Annotated in this window: 16 protein-coding genes; 7 read left to right on the forward strand and 9 right to left on the reverse strand. The window is 52.4% G+C overall.

The genetic code is table 11. The features are described 5' to 3' along the window. Nucleotides 1-365: 365 nt before the first annotated feature. From HV302_RS10925 to manX, 4 genes are read right to left on the reverse strand one after another with little or no spacing between them, the layout of a single operon-like run. The gene (locus tag HV302_RS10925; RefSeq protein ID WP_016153397.1) at nt 366-824 is read right to left on the reverse strand and encodes a DUF986 family protein; all 459 of its coding nucleotides are present in this window, start codon (nt 822-824) and stop codon (nt 366-368) included. Nucleotides 825-884: 60 nt separating this feature from the next. Then, complete coding sequence (locus tag HV302_RS10930; protein ID WP_016153396.1) at nt 885-1,736, reverse strand: PTS mannose transporter subunit IID; 852 nt, start codon at nt 1,734-1,736, stop codon at nt 885-887. A gap of 12 nt (nt 1,737-1,748) precedes the next feature. Next, nucleotides 1,749-2,549, reverse strand: a complete 801-nt coding sequence (gene manY, locus HV302_RS10935) for a PTS mannose transporter subunit IIC (protein ID WP_016153395.1) — start codon at nt 2,547-2,549, stop codon at nt 1,749-1,751. A 58-nt stretch (nt 2,550-2,607) separates the two neighbouring features. Then, nucleotides 2,608-3,570 carry a PTS mannose transporter subunit IIAB gene (gene manX / locus HV302_RS10940; RefSeq protein WP_016153394.1) on the reverse strand — a complete coding sequence of 321 codons (963 nt, stop codon included), beginning with the start codon at nt 3,568-3,570 and terminating at the stop codon, nt 2,608-2,610. Between the two features lie 313 nt (nt 3,571-3,883). Between manX and HV302_RS28575 the strand changes: the two genes are divergently transcribed. Beyond that, entirely contained in the window at nt 3,884-4,042 is a 159-nt protein-coding gene (locus HV302_RS28575) for a protein YoaL (RefSeq protein ID WP_371745393.1), read from the forward strand. Beyond that, on the forward strand, nt 4,030-5,589 hold the full coding sequence (gene yoaE / locus HV302_RS10945) for a CNNM family cation transport protein YoaE (protein ID WP_016153393.1): 1,560 nt from the start codon (nt 4,030-4,032) through the stop codon (nt 5,587-5,589). The genes HV302_RS28575 and yoaE overlap by 13 nt, the downstream gene beginning before the upstream one ends. Before the next feature lie 6 nt (nt 5,590-5,595). On the opposite strand, the gene HV302_RS10950 is transcribed toward yoaE, so the two are convergent. The 4 genes from HV302_RS10950 to pabB form a co-directional block, all read right to left on the reverse strand. Next, nucleotides 5,596-7,197 carry an EAL domain-containing protein gene (locus HV302_RS10950; protein ID WP_181627329.1) on the reverse strand — a complete coding sequence of 534 codons (1,602 nt, stop codon included), beginning with the start codon at nt 7,195-7,197 and terminating at the stop codon, nt 5,596-5,598. 130 nt (nt 7,198-7,327) lie between these two features. Continuing rightward, nucleotides 7,328-8,692, reverse strand: a complete 1,365-nt coding sequence (gene sdaA, locus HV302_RS10955; RefSeq protein WP_016153391.1) for an L-serine ammonia-lyase — start codon at nt 8,690-8,692, stop codon at nt 7,328-7,330. Between the two features lie 183 nt (nt 8,693-8,875). Continuing rightward, entirely contained in the window at nt 8,876-9,454 is a 579-nt protein-coding gene (locus HV302_RS10960) for a CoA pyrophosphatase (RefSeq protein WP_016153390.1), read from the reverse strand. 3 nt (nt 9,455-9,457) lie between these two features. Then, a complete protein-coding gene (pabB, locus tag HV302_RS10965) occupies nt 9,458-10,819 on the reverse strand; it encodes an aminodeoxychorismate synthase component 1 (RefSeq protein WP_181627330.1) in 1,362 nt (453 codons plus the stop codon). Between the two features lie 83 nt (nt 10,820-10,902). Here pabB and HV302_RS10970 point away from each other — a divergent pair, with 83 nt between their 5' ends. Then, nucleotides 10,903-11,082, forward strand: coding sequence for a YoaH family protein (locus tag HV302_RS10970; protein ID WP_016153388.1), 180 nt, complete (start codon nt 10,903-10,905; stop codon nt 11,080-11,082). Nucleotides 11,083-11,088: 6 nt separating this feature from the next. Here HV302_RS10970 and HV302_RS10975 read toward each other — a convergent pair whose 3' ends face one another. Then, nucleotides 11,089-11,433: a RidA family protein gene (locus tag HV302_RS10975; protein WP_016153387.1), complete on the reverse strand. Its 345-nt coding sequence runs from the start codon at nt 11,431-11,433 to the stop codon at nt 11,089-11,091. Nucleotides 11,434-11,574: 141 nt separating this feature from the next. On the opposite strand from HV302_RS10975, the gene HV302_RS10980 reads away from it, so the two are divergent. The 4 genes from HV302_RS10980 (at nt 11,575) to fadD (ending at nt 16,808) form a co-directional block, all read left to right on the forward strand. Beyond that, nucleotides 11,575-13,485, forward strand: a complete 1,911-nt coding sequence (locus HV302_RS10980) for an ATP-dependent DNA helicase (RefSeq protein WP_181627331.1) — start codon at nt 11,575-11,577, stop codon at nt 13,483-13,485. A 58-nt stretch (nt 13,486-13,543) separates the two neighbouring features. After that, a complete protein-coding gene (tsaB, locus tag HV302_RS10985) occupies nt 13,544-14,239 on the forward strand; it encodes a tRNA (adenosine(37)-N6)-threonylcarbamoyltransferase complex dimerization subunit type 1 TsaB (RefSeq protein WP_094761103.1) in 696 nt (231 codons plus the stop codon). 94 nt (nt 14,240-14,333) lie between these two features. Then, nucleotides 14,334-14,918, forward strand: a complete 585-nt coding sequence (locus HV302_RS10990; RefSeq protein WP_016153384.1) for a Slp family lipoprotein — start codon at nt 14,334-14,336, stop codon at nt 14,916-14,918. A 204-nt stretch (nt 14,919-15,122) separates the two neighbouring features. Next, complete coding sequence (fadD, locus tag HV302_RS10995) at nt 15,123-16,808, forward strand: long-chain-fatty-acid--CoA ligase FadD (RefSeq protein WP_131379489.1); 1,686 nt, start codon at nt 15,123-15,125, stop codon at nt 16,806-16,808. Nucleotides 16,809-16,863 lie beyond the last annotated feature (55 nt).

The following is a 16,863-nucleotide window of genomic DNA, read 5'->3' on the forward strand; positions in this document are numbered from 1 at the left end:
ATCACTGTAAATACAGCGCCATTCAGGTATGCATTGCAGTTGATGTGCCTATGGTCTCGCCTGACTGAACCTGTAAGATCAGTCCGTACGCGCCACGTTTTTCAACGAGTATGTTGACACGTACATTTCCGGAGTCTGGAAATCGGCTACTCCCCAACGACGGGCGCAACCTTAACATATTTTGAGAATATAAAACAAGAAACGCAGAAATAATATTTGGCCTCTAATTGAAAACGATTTTCATTTAGATTTATTTATAAATAAAACGTTAAAATAAATAACATTATGAGCGGTGGGATATAGCCTTAGCTATGTTTATTTTTGAATGGATATATAAAAAACATAGTTCAGGCTATATTTGTAACTTATTGATTTGAAATTAAAAGTTTATATATGTTTTCGAGATCGTCTATATTCCGTACGCGAATCAGTAATCTTCGATGTTCTAATTGCATCACCAGGACACCGTCTTCAGATAAATTCATCTCTTTAATCCGGTTATATTCAATCCAGACATTGGCGAAAAAAAAGCCTTTTTGTTTGAAGATGATTTTTGGCGTACGGATCCAAAACAGATACAGTCCCATCAATACCAGTGCACATAATAACCATGTGGTAAATTGCGCGCCGTGGCTGGTGATGTTGTTGTAGATAAGAATAGCAATCAAGCCAAGGAAGATAACGCTGTCGACTCTGCTACGAGGAAGCAGGGCGACAGACAGCAGAGTAGGGCCATTACGGCGGGGCATGATGAACTGATCGTAAATGGCATACGCCAGCAGCGAAAAGATAAAAAGAACCAGCACCAGGTCCGTGATAGTCATGAATCCTCAACCCTCTAAATAGAAAAACCGGGGGCAAGCCCCCGGCGGTGTACAACAGTCTTACAGGCCGAGCAGTCCGACAGCGTAGCCCGCGATACCGATGACGAAGAAGCCAACGATGATCCACAGCGGGTTCACTTTTTTACGCAGCAGCCACATACAGGCGAAAGTCAACAGCAGAGGAACCAGACCCGGCATCAGCTGGTCAAGGATAGTCTGCACAGTGGTGACGCGAGTCTGACCATCCTGACCGGTGATGGTGGAAACCACCAGCGGGATGTTTACGTGCGTCCACTTGTTAACCAATGCTCCCATGACAAACAGGCCGAGGATTGACGCCCCCTCAGTCAGTTTCTGCAGGAAGCCACCGCCCATATCTTTAACGATATCGATACCTTTACGGTAGCCGTATGCCACACCGTAGTAACGGGTTGCCAGACGAACCAGGTTAAACAGGATGAAGAACAGCAGTGGTCCAAGCAGACTGCCGCTCATCGCGATACCTGCGCCAAGTGCGGCGAATACCGGACGTACGGTACCCCAGAAGATCGGGTCGCCCACGCCTGCAAGCGGTCCCATCAGACCAACTTTGATACCGTTGATGGCACCATCGTCAATCTCTGCGCCGTTTGCACGCTGCTCTTCCATCGCCAGCGTAACGCCCAATACGGGGGCTGCTACGTACGGATGGGTATTAAAGAATTCCAGGTGACGCTTAATAGCCTGCTTACGAGCGTCGTTGTTTTCCGGGTACAAGCGGCGGATAGCCGGCACCATGGAGAAACAGAAACCCAGCGCCTGCATACGTTCGAAGTTCCAGGAACCCTGAAACAGGTTAGAACGAAGGAACACGCCACGAATGTCACTCGGAGTGAGTTTTTTCTCGGTGGTAGTTTTAGTCATATCAACCATTTCGCTCACCTGCTAGTCCAGTTCGTTATCGAGATCGTTATTGCCAGCCGCAGCAGCAGGTGCGCCGGCTACGCGGTTATATTTCGGGCTCAGCTGAATGTAGAGGATAGCCATTACTGCGCCAATCACACCCAGAGCAACCAGGTTGAAGTTAGTAAATGCCGCGGTGACGAAGCCGAGGTAGAAGAATGGCATCAGGTAGCCTGCGCGCATCATGTTGATGACCATCGCATAACCAACCACTACGATCATACCCCCTGCGATGTTCAGACCGCCGGTCACAACTTCCGGAATGGCATTAAGCATGCTCTGAACTTCACTGGTACCAACAGAAATCGCCACGATTACCGCCGGGATAGCGATACGCATAGCCTGCAGGAACAGGGAGGATACGTGCAGCCAGGAGATCGCCGTTAGGTTACCGTTTTCTGCCGCCTTATCCGCTGCGTGCTGGAATGCTACGGTGATAGTACGAACGATGATGGTCAGTACCTGGCCTGCTGCTGCCAGTGGGATAGCCAGCGCGATACCTGCACCAATGCTTTGGTGACCCGCGATAACCAGAACGGTAGAGATAATTGAGGCCAATGCGGCATCAGGTGCAACCGCAGCACCGATGTTCATCCAGCCCAGGGCGATCATTTCCAGGGTACCACCGATGATGATACCGGTTTTCATATCACCGAGAACGGCACCAATCAGCGTACAGGCCACCAACGGACGGTGGAACTGAAATTCATCGAGTACCGACTCCATACCCGCGATACATGCGACGATGAACACCAGCACAATCTGAAGAGTGGTAATCTCCATTGTACTTCTCCTATTGCTATACAGACTTAAGTGTGAAAACTAAGTAAATGCCAGGGCGTTATTTCACCTTGGCAATCAAATCCATCATTTTCAGTTTCTGATCGGTAGAAACCTTACGAGCCTCGAGCTCAATACCGCGTTCGTTGAGTTTCTTGAAGGCTTCGATGTCTTTTTCATCGACAGAAATTGCGTTGTTTACCTGCGTTTTACCCTGACGGAAAGCCATACCGCCAATGTTTACAGAGGTAATTTTCACACCACCTTCAACGATACGTTCTACGTCGGTCGGGTTGGTAAACAACAGCATCACACGCTCACCTGCATATTTCGGGTTGTTGTAGACGCGGATCATTTTCGCGACATCAACCACATGCGCCGTCACACCCGGAGGTGCAACCTGGGTCAGCAGCGTTTTACGCACGGTATCGGCGGCAACTTCATCACTGACGACGATAATGCGTGTTACGTTGGTTTCTTTGGTCCAGCGAGTTGCTACCTGACCATGGATTAAGCGGTCATCAATACGCGCCAGGCCGATCTGCATATAATCGTTCGGCCCCATCGGTTTAGCGGGAGCTGCTGCTTTTGGCGCCGCGACTGGGGCTGGAGCGGCTTTCTCCACCGGTTTTGCTTTCAGCGCTTTCACGCCTTCGCTACCGGTTTCAACGGCCAGTGCTACTAATTCATCGAAGCTGGGGTTGTCATCACGCGCCATGAAGGTTTCAACCAGCATGGGAATGTTCACACCGGCGATGACTTCGTAATGCTCTTTATCGACGACAATGCGGCTCGCAGCGTTAAACGGGCTGCCTCCCCATGTGTCAACGAGAAACAGCACGCCTTTACTGGTATCGAGTTTTGCCAACTGAGCGTTGTACTTTTCAATCAGCGTTTCGGCATTTTCGCCTGGAACGAAATCGATCCAGCCGACGTTTTCCTGCTCGCCTAACAGCATTTCTGCTGTCTTAAGTAACTGCTCTGCAGCCCAACCATGTGTGCCTATTACAATAGCAATGGTCACTTGCTACCTCCTTTATTATCGTTAACACATCAACGTGAAGATGTATTTGAATCGTCGTCCGCAATCGAATCGATTCAGATAAGGGTTACAAAGAAAAACCTATGATTTTCGTGAATTATTTTAGATATCGAAAAAAATATTTTATGTGATGAAGATCCGTAATTTAACTTCCGATAAAAAGAAATTTCGAAGGGTAAAATATCTCCGAAACAACTTATTGCAAAGGAAGGTAAATCTTTGCTAAAAAACGGTTGTCTCTGTTATGTTTAGCATCGGTTTAATTACTCAGGAGTATAGGGCAGTAGCTCACCATATGGATCGTCACCGACGTCATTTCACTATCAGGCCGTATCAAGCCTGTCAGATTGGCACTTTTTGCCACAAATTTTCTCTGCATATCGCTTCAACGCCTGAGATCCTCAGCGCGCAGTTTGGTCATTCCTTAAGCAGGAGCTTGTCATGGAATTATTAATGGACCCGCAGATTTGGGTGGGTTTGCTCACGCTTGTCGTTCTCGAAATTGTTCTGGGTATTGATAACCTGGTCTTCATTGCGATCCTGGCTGATAAGCTGCCACCAAAACAGCGAGATAAAGCGCGTTTAATCGGTTTGTCACTGGCACTGGTTATGCGCCTGGGCTTGTTGTCCGTGATTTCGTGGATGGTGACGCTAACTAAGCCGCTATTTACGGTAATGGACTACTCGTTCTCGGGGCGCGATCTGATCATGCTGCTGGGGGGGATTTTCCTCTTGTTCAAGGCCACGACAGAGCTGCATGAGCGGCTGGAAAACCGTGAACATGATACCGGCCAGGCAAAAGGGTATGCGAGTTTTTGGGTTGTTGTGACGCAGATTGTCATCCTCGACGCGGTGTTCTCGCTGGATGCCGTTATTACGGCGGTCGGTATGGTCAACCATCTGCCGGTGATGATGGCGGCGGTCGTGATTGCTATGGCCGTGATGCTGCTGGCTTCTAAGCCGCTGACACGATTTGTGAACCAACATCCGACGGTGGTGGTGCTGTGTCTGAGCTTCCTGTTAATGATCGGTCTGAGCCTGGTTGCCGAAGGGTTTGGCTTCCATATTCCGAAAGGCTATCTGTATGCGGCGATTGGCTTCTCAATCATCATTGAGTTGTTTAACCAGATTGCCCGTCGGAACTTTATTCGCCACCAGTCGACGCTGCCGCTGCGTGCGCGCACTGCCGATGCAATCCTACGTCTGATGGGGGGTAAAAGTCAGGCCAGCGCGCAGATGGAATCCGACAACCCGGTGCCGGTTCCCGTCCCGGAAGGCGCATTTGTGGAAGAAGAACGTTATATGATCAACGGCGTCCTGTCTCTGGCGTCGCGTTCATTACGCGGCATTATGACGCCTCGTGGCGAAATTAGCTGGGTTGATGCAGACCTGAGCGTGGAGGAAATTCGCGAGCAATTGCTCTCGTCACCACACAGCCTGTTCCCGGTGTGTCGTGGCGAACTGGATGAAATCATCGGTATTGTGCGTGCTAAAGAGCTGCTGGTCGCGCTGGAAGACGGTGTGGATGTGGCGGCCATTGCCTCCGCGTCTCCGGCTATTATTGTCCCGGAAACGCTGGATCCTATCAATCTGTTAGGTGTTCTGCGACGCGCCCGCGGCAGCTTTGTTATCGTCACTAACGAGTTTGGTGTAGTCCAGGGTCTGGTCACGCCGTTGGACGTATTAGAAGCTATTGCCGGTGAATTCCCGGATGCCGATGAAACGCCTGAAATTATTGCTGATGCAGGCGGTTGGTTGGTGAAAGGTGGTACCGATCTGCATGCGTTGCAACAGGCGCTGGACGTGGATACGTTAGTGAATGAAGATGAAGACATCGCCACGGTGGCAGGTTTAGTCATTGCCGCTAACGGCCATATTCCACGCGTAGGTGATGTTATCGATGTTGCACCGTTGAGCATTACCATTGTCGAAGCCAATGACTATCGTGTGGATTTAGTTCGCATTGTTAAAGAACAACCCGCTCACGACGAAGACGAGTAAGCGGGGTTAGCGAAACGGCATAACGTGCATACTGTGTCGCCCGTTATGCCGGGCGGGCGGCGGCGTGCTGCCCGCCAGCCATTTAGGAAAATCGTGCAGCGGCATCGGCTTTGCATACAAAAAGCCTTGCAATAAATGTACGCCGTGTCGACGCAAATGCTGTGCCTGCGCCTGTGTTTCAACGCCCTCCGCCACCAGTTCGATATTCAGTTTTTTCCCCAGAGCGATAATGATGTCTGTGACGGTTGAGTTCACGGCGTCTGTCCCGATTGCCGAGGTAAATGATTTATCAATCTTCAGCACATCCGGGCGAAGCTTTTCCAGCCAGGAGAGCGAGCTGTTGCCGGTGCCGAAATCGTCAATTGCCAGCTTTACGCCAAGCCTATTTAACTCGCGCACGACCCGATAATCCACATCCAGTAACGCATCGCGCTCGGTGAGTTCGATAACCAACTGCTGAATAGGGTGCTGGCTGAACCAGTACTGGTTGAGATCTTTTAGCAGCGTACCGTTACGAAAATGGCTGGCGGCAACATTAATCCCAATATGAAACTGGCTGCTCATCGGGAATACGTGCCGTTGCTGAATGGTTTCTGCGATGACATGACGGGTAAGCGGCACAATCAGGTTGTGCTCCTCTGCGATGGGAATAAACACTTCGGGAGAGATCCAACCCTGGCGCGGGTTATTCCAGCGTAAAAGGATTTCCACTCCCATACATTGCTGGGTTTGCGCATTAAGTAGCGGCTGGCAAAACAGCTCGAATTCCCGTGCAGCAAGGGCCAGATTTATCTCCCAGGAGAAGCTCATTCTGCTGGCGGTCGCCAGCCATGCCAGGTAGCCCACTAAAAAACTTAGGATCACCGCCAGCGGCAGTTGTGTTGGTAGATGTTTTATAGCCAATTCGCTGGCACCCGGACCGGTGACACTGATAGTAAAGGGGAAATGTTGCGATGAGAGCTGGTAGCGTTTTTCATTATCCAGTTCAGGTAGCGTATCGACAACACCCTGTCCATATAGCAAATGGCGATTACCGACGGTTAAGCTGGCATGGGTAATTTGCGGTGGCTGGGGTTCAAGCAACATGGACGATAATAAATCAATATTCACGATTTCCAGCACGCCATCTGAACCATCGGCAGATGCTGGATACCATTGCGTCAGAATCGGACTGCCCTTAATCAACGAATGGTCGGTAGACAGCAGCAATTGCGGCTCCCGACTGGGTAATTCAGGCTCCAGTTGGCGAATAGGCACATTGCGATAGCCAAAAATGCTGGAACAATAAAGGACCCCGCTCTGAATCAGGCTGATAGAACGTACCGTTTGCAGTCTGGCTGCATGCTTACTCAGAGGTAAACGCGCGACTGAGCAGGGAAGCCCAATCAGCGGTAGCAGTACATCGCGTCCGGTCTGTAGGGGCAAAAGCACGTCATCCAACTCTTCAACGGCGTGGTTGGCAAAGGTAACGGTATTGCGATGATTTAAATTACGCTCCGAAATAAATCGGACAGTTAATGTGAGAATGAGCGTCAGTAGTGCACATAGTGTGCAGACGATTAAGCGATTCCGGCGATAGTTCTTGATGATCCTTTGCGCTGTTTGCATGCGGGCCGCCCGATAAGCCGTTGGTCACAGTAGCCAACAGCAACAGAGCAAGTGTAGTGGGGAAAATTACGCCAGACGAGGGATAGGGGGCAAATTCGCCCATCCGTCGCAGATGGGCGAAAAATAAGTATTAGTCACATTGAACTTTGATTGCCAGACCACCGCGTGACGTTTCACGGTATTTGGCGTTCATGTCTTTACCTGTTTCGTACATGGTCTCAATGACTTTATCCAGCGAGACGCGCGGAGCGCTGGTACGGCGCATTGCCATACGCGCAGCGTTGATCGCCTTCACTGACGCAATGGCATTACGTTCGATGCACGGAACCTGTACCTGTCCCGCCACCGGATCGCAGGTTAAGCCGAGGTTATGTTCCATGCCGATTTCAGCAGCAACACACACCTGCTCAGGGCTTGCGCCTAACAGTTCAGCCAGACCCGCGGCAGCCATGGAACAGGCTACGCCCACTTCACCCTGACAACCCACTTCTGCACCGGAGATAGACGCATTCATTTTGTACAACGCGCCAATCGCGCCGGCCGCCAGGAAATAACGGGTATAGATATCCGGGCTGACGGACTCGATGAAATGATCGTAATAGGCCAGCACTGCAGGCACGATACCGCAGGCACCGTTGGTTGGCGCAGTGACTACGCGACCACCCGCGGCGTTTTCTTCGTTAACGGCCAGCGCGAACATGTTCACCCAGTCGATCACGTTCATCGGATCGTTAGACAGCTTATCGCTGGAAACCAGCATACGACGCAGGGCTGAAGCACGACGAGGAACGCGCAGCGGACCCGGCAGCACGCCTTCGGTGTTCATACCACGATCGATACAAGCCTGCATGGTTTGCCAGACGTTACCAAAGTACTCTTCAATCTCTTTTTTACTGTGCAGAGCAAGTTCGTTCTGCATCGCCATGCCAGAGAGAGACAGGCCGGTGCTGTTGCAGTATTCCAGCATTTCGGTGGCGGATTTGAACGGATAAGGCACACTGACCTCGCCCGCGGCATCCTGACCAAAATGTTCTTCATCAACGATGAATCCACCGCCGATAGAGTAGTAGGTTTTGCTGTAAATGACGGTTTCGCCACTGTACGCGTGGATCTGCATTCCGTTTTCATGCAGCGGCAGGTTGCCGTTGTGAAAACGCATTCCGTCATTCTGCGGGAAATCCACTTCGTGCTGACCCTGCGCAAGCAGCAGGCGTCCACGCGTTTCTACGTCGCGGATAAATCCGGGGATGCTGTCAATATCTACGGTAGCAGGCTCATTGCCCGCCAGACCCATAATAATGGCGATATCGGTATGGTGACCTTTACCCGTGAGCGACAGTGAACCATACACGTCGACGGCGACACGAGTAACGCTGTCCAGTAATCCTTTTTCGACCAGGTCATCGACGAACTGTTTACCCGCCTTCATAGGCCCTACGGTATGGGAAGATGAGGGACCAATCCCCACCTTAAACATGTCGAATAGACTAATCACGATAATACTCCTACAGGGCGACTGGGGTTTCCAGTAACGATGTTATAACTGCGCATAGTGTAAGAGGGAACGCGGCGATCGGCTTAACTATTCACATGAATTAAACTAATAGATAACCGCGGTTTTACTAATGTTGTGACCTGAGTTTCAAGTTGTCTATGGTGTGCGTAAAGATAAGTATAGTCAGGGCTTGACGCCAATTTGCAGCGCCAGCTCACGAATTATTCCGGCGGTCATTCCCCAGACGAAGTATTGCTCATACCAGGAAAGCCATACACGATGTGAATCGCCGCGACGGTAGATATCCAGCGGATGATAACGACCTAAATGCAGGGCTTGTGCCAGCGGCATTTCAAACACGGCGGAAACTTCATCAACACTTGCGCGATACGGCAAATTTGGCGGGATAATGCCTACCACCGGCGTGACCTGGAAACCGGTCACGCTGTCGACCGGCGGCAGAACGCCAATCACCTCCACGCAGGATGGTGGGATCGCCACTTCTTCCTGCGCTTCGCGAAGGGCGGCGGCAATTAACGAGGCATCGCTGCTATCCACCGCGCCGCCGGGAAAGGCGACCTGTCCGGCGTGCTTGCGCAGATGAACGGATCGCTGAGTTAACAGCAACCCCGGCTGTGCACGACGCACGACGGGGATCAGTACGGCGGCCTGACGCTGGTTTAACGCAGTATGATTAACCTGCGGGCGCAGGAGTTGAAAGCGCGATAAAAAATCATCAAGCGTCAGGCTGCTGTATTCCACGTGTCAGTTCTCCAGTTGGTGCAAAATACGATTCACTTTATCAAACGTTTCCTGATACTCCGCATCTTCCTGGCTGTCCGCCACAATGCCACCGCCAGCGGAACAATAAATGCGTCCGTTGGTGGCTGTCAGCGTGCGAATGGTGATGCTGGTATCCATATTGCCGCAAAAGCTCAGATAGCCAATGCTACCGCACCAGGCGTTGCGTCTTTGCGGTTCCAGTTCGTCAATAATTTCCATTGCCCGCACTTTTGGCGCACCGGTAATAGAGCCGCCGGGGAAGGCGGCGCGCAGCAGGTCAGTGGCGTGCAATGACTCTGGCAGACGCGCGGTAATGGTGCTGACCAAATGATGAACGGCAGGGAACGGTTCGACAACGAACAGTTCCGGAACCTGTACCGAACCGGGTTCGGCAACGCGGCCGATATCATTACGCATTAAATCGACGATCATCAGGTTTTCCGCCTGATCCTTTGGGGAGTTCGCCAGTGATTGAGCCTGCAGACGATCGGCATCGGCATCTTCAAGTCTGGGCAGCGTGCCTTTAATCGGACGCGTCTGGATGTGCTGGTTTTCCAGCAGAATAAAACGCTCAGGTGAAAGGCTGAGAATCGCCCCTTCCTCAAGACGTAAAAATGCACTGAACGGGGCGCGGTTCTCATGGTTGAGACGTACAAACGCCAACCACTCATCGCCTTGATAATGCGCCTGAAAACGCTGGGCAAGATTGACCTGATAGCAATCGCCGCTGTGCAGATAACGCTGCACCTGACGGAACCTTTCACCATACTGCTCGCGGGTCATGTTTGACTGCCACGAGGATGTTAACGAAAACGGTTCGCGCACGGGTATCTGTTGATTTTCCAGCCAACGGCGTCGTGCCTGTACATCGGAGTGGCTAAGTAGCGACACCCTTTGCAACTGATGATCGACAATCAGCGCCCAATCGTAAATGCCAACCGCCATGTCCGGTAGCGTGATATCCTGTTCGGCTTCCGTTGGCAGAGATTCAAAATGACGGCCTAAGTCATAACCGAACAGACCCAATGCGCCTCCCTGGAAGGGAAAATCGGGATTATAATCGGGCTGAATAGACAGCGATGTCAGCGCCGAACGTAAAACCGTCATCGGATCATCAACCGTTTGCATAGTGCCGTGATGGTCATGCACAACGGTCTCTTCTGCATGTGTGACCAGCGTGGTAATGGGGTCGGCGACCAGAATATCAAAGCGATTATGCGGATGGTCGGCGTGGCCTGAATGCAAAAGCATTGCCCAGGGCTGGTGGCTTAATGTGGCAAAATAGTGCTCAGCGGCGTCCAGACGCCAGGGGAGTGTGATTACAGCGGGAGATAACGTCTTCATCAGTCCTGACTCGTTGCTACTTCACTGGCTATGTGCCGGGTAGCATGAAATAATTAGCGCTAATAATTTAGCAGGAGTTCACCATGATTGCAGGTTTACCTTCACTCACGCACGATCAGCAGCAACAGGCGGTTGAACGCATTCATGAACTGATATCCCAGGGGATGAGCAGTGGCGAGGCGATTACGAAAGTGGCTGCTGAATTACGCGCCAGCCATACCGGCGAGCGGATCGTGGCGCGTTTTGAAGATGAAGACGAATAGCGCCGCTTATACCGCAGCGATAATCTTAATTTCAACTTTGTATTTCGGGTTCATTAACCCGGCCTGAACGGTACAACGTACCGGCGCGTGACCAGCAACAACCCATGCGTCCCAGGCTTTGTTCATGGCGGCAAAATCATTTTTGTCCGCCAGGAACAGGGTGGCATCAAGAATACGTGACTTGCTGCTGCCCTGTTTTTCCAGCACCGCATCAATTTGCGCCAGCGTATTTGCCGTTTGCTCAAAGGCGTCGGCATCCAGATTTTCCGGTACGCCGGTGTAATACAACGTGTTGTTGTGGATAACCACGTCGGACCAACGCGCTTCGGCATCAATGCGCACAATCGTCATAAATCATTCCTCATTTACGTTTTTTCATAATGGCTTCGGGTTGCGCCAAGACTGCCATAATGTTGTGTCCACGTCACCTCTTCAACTGGCGAAAGAGCCGCTGGCCTGACATAATCCCTGTTCAAATGAACAGGGGGCAGTGTGACGGACGATTTTGCAGCAGACGGTCAGTTGGCTAAAGCGATACCCGGTTTTAAACCGCGTGAACCACAGCGGCAGATGGCCTTCGCCGTCAGTCATGCTATCGAAAAATCACAGCCGCTTGTTGTCGAAGCCGGAACAGGAACGGGTAAAACCTACGCTTATCTTGCCCCCGCGCTGCGTGCCGGAAAGAAAGTGATCGTCTCCACGGGCTCGAAGGCGTTGCAGGATCAGCTATACAGCCGCGATTTACCCACAGTAGCGAAGGCTCTGGAATTCACGGGTAAACTGGCGCTACTGAAAGGGCGTTCAAACTATCTGTGTCTTGAGCGTCTCGAACAACAGGCGCTGGCGGGCGGTGACCTGCCGGTACAAACTTTAAGTGACGTCATTCTGCTACGCTCATGGTCAAATCAAACCCTTGATGGTGACATCAGCACCTGCGTCAGCGTGGCGGAAGACTCTCAGGCCTGGCCGCTGGTGACGAGCACAAACGATAATTGCCTTGGGAGCGACTGCCCGCTGTACAAAGAGTGCTTTGTCGTTAAAGCGCGCAAGAAGGCGATGGATGCGGATGTCGTCGTGGTAAACCACCATCTGTTTCTTGCTGATATGGTGGTGAAAGAGAGTGGGTTTGGCGAGCTGATCCCGGAAGCTGAAGTGATGATCTTCGATGAAGCGCATCAGTTACCGGATATCGCCAGCCAGTATTTTGGTCAATCGCTCTCCAGTCGCCAACTGCTGGATCTGGCGAAAGACATCACCATTGCCTATCGCACCGAGCTGAAAGACACTCAGCAGCTTCAAAAATGCGCCGACCGACTGGCGCAAAGCGCGCAGGACTTCCGCCTGCAGTTGGGCGAGCCGGGCTATCGAGGAAACTTGCGGGAACTGCTGGCCGACCCGCGCGTGCAGCGCGCGTTTTTGTTGCTCGATGACACGCTGGAGCTGTGTTACGACGTGGCGAAACTGTCTCTCGGACGTTCCGCCTTGCTGGATGCCGCGTTTGAACGTGCCACGCTTTACCGTACTCGTCTGAAGCGCCTGAAAGAGATCAACCAGCCAGGTTTCAGCTACTGGTATGAATGCACCTCGCGCCATTTCGCCCTTGCGCTGACGCCGCTCACGGTGGCGGATAAATTCAAAGAAGTGATGGAACAGAAGCCGGGCTGCTGGATTTTTACCTCCGCGACGCTGTCGGTAAACGATGACCTTCATCATTTCACCGCGCGGCTGGGTATTGAAGATGCCGAGTCGATGCTGCTGCCAAGTCCATTTGATTACACCCGCCAGGCGCTGCTGTGCGTGCCGCGTAATCTCCCGCAAACCAACCAACCGGGAGCGGCGCGTCAGCTGGCATCCATGCTGCGTCCTATTATCGAAGCGAACAACGGACGCTGTTTTATGCTGTGTACCTCGCACGCGATGATGCGCGATCTGGCGGAACAATTCCGCGCCACCATGACCCTTCCCGTGCTGCTGCAGGGCGAAACCAGTAAAGGGCAACTGTTACAGCAGTTTGTCAGCGCAGGTAATGCGTTACTGGTTGCCACCAGCAGCTTCTGGGAAGGGGTGGACGTGCGTGGCGATACGTTGTCGCTGGTGATTATTGATAAACTGCCGTTCACCTCGCCCGACGATCCGCTGTTAAAAGCACGGATGGAGGACTGCCGTTTGCGCGGCGGCGATCCGTTTGAAGACGTTCAGTTGCCGGATGCGGTGATCACTCTGAAACAGGGCGTTGGGCGTCTGATTCGTGACGCCGACGACCGCGGGGTGCTGGTGATTTGCGACAACCGTCTGGTGATGCGACCTTACGGGGCTACTTTCCTGGCAAGCCTTCCGCCTGCACCGCGGACACGTGATATTGCTCGCGCTGTTCGTTTTCTTGCCATACCAACGACTGAGTAATTTGTTACGGAGTGTGGTAAGATGCGCGCCAAATTTATTGACCTGATCACAAACACCCATGCGAATTCTGGCTATCGATACCGCCACAGAGGCGTGCTCTGTTGCCCTGTGGAATGACGGTACTACCAAGGCTCATTTCGAGCTTTGCCCACGAGAACACACCCAACGAATTTTACCAATGGTCGAGGAAATCCTGGCTGCTGGCGATCTCACGTTAACCGATATCGACGCTCTGGCGTTTGGTCGCGGTCCTGGCAGTTTCACCGGTGTACGTATTGGGATTGGCATTGCTCAGGGGCTGGCGTTAGGCGCGAATTTACCGATGATCGGCGTTTCCACCCTGGCAACAATGGCGCAGGGAGCCTGGCGTAAGTCGGGCGCGACCCGCGTACTGGCCGCGATCGACGCGCGAATGGGCGAAGTCTATTGGGCCGAATACCTGCGTGATGAGCACGGCAACTGGCACGGTGAAGAAACCGAAGCGGTGCTAACCCCCGAGCAGGTGCATGCGCGTTTACTGCAACTGTCTGGCGAGTGGGTAACGGTCGGAACGGGCTGGCCTGCCTGGCCTGAGCTCGGTAAAGACAGCGGTCTGACGCTGAGCGATGGCGACGTTTTGCTTCCGGCGGCTGAAGATATGCTGCCTGTTGCCACGCAAATGCTGGCTGCCGGTAAGACCGTGGCGGTTGAACATGCGGAACCGGTTTATTTACGTAACACCGTGGCATGGAAGAAACTTCCCGGTAAAGAATGAATCTTAGTAGTACATCCCTGGTTAATTCGCATAGCCGTCAGTGCGTAGCATGGTGAATTGGTCGGGGCAGAAGCTAAGAAAAGGGAGTCGCAATATGGCGGTGCAAAAGCAGTTATTGAAAGGTGTGTTGGCGGGCGCATTCGCGTTAATGCTTAGCGGTTGTGTCACCATCCCGGACGCGATTAAAGGTTCGAGCCCTACGCCGCAGCAGGATCTGGTGCGGGTGATGAATGCCCCGCAGCTGTATGTCGGACAGGAAGCGCGTTTCGGCGGTAAAGTGGTGGATATTCAGAACCAGCAGGGGAAATCCCGTCTGGAAATTGCCACTGTTCCTCTTGATAGCGGGGCGCGACCGGTGCTGGGCGAAGCCTCCCGCGGGCGAATTTATGCTGATGTAAATGGCTTCCTCGACCCGGTGGACTTCCGCGGTCAACTGGTTACCGTCGTCGGTCCGATTAGCGGTACTGTGGATGGAAAAATCGGTAATACGCCGTATAAATTTATGCTGATGCAGGTAACTGGCTATAAACGCTGGCATATTACTCAGCAAATTGTTATGCCGCCTCAGCCGATCGACCCCTGGTTCTACGGTGCGCGTGGCTGGCCTTACGGTGGCTACGGTGGATGGGGATGGTACAATCCCGGCCCGGCACAGGTTCAGACCATAGTAACTGAGTAACTCTTTGTTTTATGAGTAAAAGAAACAGCGGCTCGTCCGCTGTTTCTGCATTAACGTGGATATAAGAAAAATAAATAGTGACGTGCTTCGCAACCTTGTCGTTGTGTAATAAACAAACTGGTACGCTGAGTTAATATTATGTTAACAATTTGTTTATTGCCTGGGGTTGTGATGACGACGAATACGCATTTTAGAGGTGATGTATTGAAAAAGGTTTGGCTTAACCGTTATCCCGCTGGTGTTCCTGCGGAGATCAATCCTGACCGTTATCAATCCCTGGTGGAACTCTTTGAACACTCAGTAAGACGGTATGCCGATCAGCCCGCGTTTGTAAACATGGGGGAGGTGATGACCTTCCGCAAGCTTGAAGAGCGTAGCCGGGCATTTGCGGCCTATTTGCAACAGGGACTCGGGCTGAAGAAGGGCGATCGCGTCGCATTGATGATGCCGAACCTGCTGCAATATCCGGTCGCACTGTTTGGGATTTTACGTGCCGGCATGATCGTCGTGAACGTGAACCCGCTGTACACGCCTCGCGAGCTGGAACATCAGCTCAACGACAGCGGCGCGTCGGCGATTGTCATCGTGTCTAACTTTGCCCACACGCTGGAAAAAGTCGTCGACAAAACGTCGGTGCAACACGTGATCCTGACGCGTATGGGCGATCAGCTGTCGACCGCCAAAGGGACGTTGGTTAACTTTGTCGTCAAGTATATCAAGCGTCTGGTGCCGAAATATCACCTGCCGGATGCCATCTCATTTCGTAGTGCGCTGCAAAACGGTTATCGCATGCAGTATGTGAAACCCGAAGTGGTGTCGGAAGATCTGGCGTTCCTGCAATATACCGGGGGGACTACCGGTGTGGCGAAGGGCGCGATGCTTACGCACCGTAACATGCTGGCTAACCTTGAGCAGGTTAACGCCACTTATGGCCCGTTGCTGCATCCGGGTAAAGAACTGGTGGTGACGGCCCTACCGCTGTATCACATTTTTGCGCTGACGATGAACTGTCTGCTGTTTATTGAGCTGGGCGGTCAAAACCTGCTGATTACCAACCCGCGTGATATTCCGGGACTGGTAAAAGAGCTGGCGAAGTATCCGTTCACCGCCATGACCGGCGTCAACACGCTGTTTAACGCGCTGCTGAATAACAAAGAGTTCCAACAACTGGACTTCTCGTCACTGCACCTTTCGGCAGGCGGCGGGATGCCGGTTCAACAGGCGGTAGCTGAACGTTGGGTGAAGCTGACGGGTCAGTATCTGCTGGAAGGCTATGGCCTGACGGAGTGTGCCCCTCTGGTGAGCGTCAACCCTCACGATATCGACTACCACAGCGGCAGTATCGGGTTACCGGTTCCTTCCACCGAGGTCAAACTGGTGGATGACGACGATAACGAAGTGCCGCCGGGAGAACCGGGCGAACTGTGCGTGAAAGGTCCGCAAGTGATGCTGGGCTACTGGCAGCGACCAGACGCCACCGACGAAATCGTCAAAGACGGCTGGCTGCACACCGGCGATATTGCGGTGATGGATGATGAAGGCTTCCTGCGTATTGTCGATCGTAAGAAAGATATGATCCTGGTGTCCGGCTTCAACGTCTATCCAAACGAAATTGAAGACGTGGTTATGCAACATCCTGGCGTACAGGAAGTGGCTGCGGTTGGCGTTCCGTCGGGCAGCAGCGGTGAAGCGGTGAAAATTTTCGTGGTGAAGAAAGATGCCTCGTTAACTGATGAGGCGCTTATCACTTTCTGCCGTCGTCACCTGACGGGCTATAAAGTACCGAAGCTGGTGGAGTTTCGCGACGAGTTGCCGAAATCTAACGTCGGTAAAATTTTGCGACGAGAATTACGTGACGAAGCGCGCGCCAAAGTGGACAATAAAGGCTGAGCGTTAAGTCAGCCAGCAGAAAACGCCGGGTAAATCGGCGTTTTTTTTGGCGCAA

The organism is Citrobacter sp. RHBSTW-00859 (assembly GCF_013729795.1).
In the GTDB taxonomy this organism is placed as follows: Bacteria; Pseudomonadota; Gammaproteobacteria; order Enterobacterales; family Enterobacteriaceae; genus Citrobacter; species Citrobacter braakii.

Bases quoted from the DNA above. Each gene is read 5' to 3' on its own strand.
- HV302_RS10925 (WP_016153397.1), bottom strand. From the start codon at position 824: ATGACTATCACGGACCTGGTGCTGGTTCTTTTTATCTTTTCGCTGCTG.
- HV302_RS10930 (WP_016153396.1), bottom strand. From the start codon at position 1,736: ATGGTTGATATGACTAAAACTACCACCGAGAAAAAACTCACTCCGAGT.
- manY (WP_016153395.1), bottom strand. From the start codon at position 2,549: ATGGAGATTACCACTCTTCAGATTGTGCTGGTGTTCATCGTCGCATGT.
- HV302_RS28575 (WP_371745393.1), top strand. From the start codon at position 3,884: ATGGATCGTCACCGACGTCATTTCACTATCAGGCCGTATCAAGCCTGT.
- yoaE (WP_016153393.1), top strand. From the start codon at position 4,030: ATGGAATTATTAATGGACCCGCAGATTTGGGTGGGTTTGCTCACGCTT.
- HV302_RS10950 (WP_181627329.1), bottom strand. From the start codon at position 7,197: ATGCAAACAGCGCAAAGGATCATCAAGAACTATCGCCGGAATCGCTTA.
- pabB (WP_181627330.1), bottom strand. From the start codon at position 10,819: ATGAAGACGTTATCTCCCGCTGTAATCACACTCCCCTGGCGTCTGGAC.
- HV302_RS10970 (WP_016153388.1), top strand. From the start codon at position 10,903: ATGATTGCAGGTTTACCTTCACTCACGCACGATCAGCAGCAACAGGCG.
- HV302_RS10975 (WP_016153387.1), bottom strand. From the start codon at position 11,433: ATGACGATTGTGCGCATTGATGCCGAAGCGCGTTGGTCCGACGTGGTT.
- tsaB (WP_094761103.1), top strand. From the start codon at position 13,544: ATGCGAATTCTGGCTATCGATACCGCCACAGAGGCGTGCTCTGTTGCC.
- HV302_RS10990 (WP_016153384.1), top strand. From the start codon at position 14,334: ATGGCGGTGCAAAAGCAGTTATTGAAAGGTGTGTTGGCGGGCGCATTC.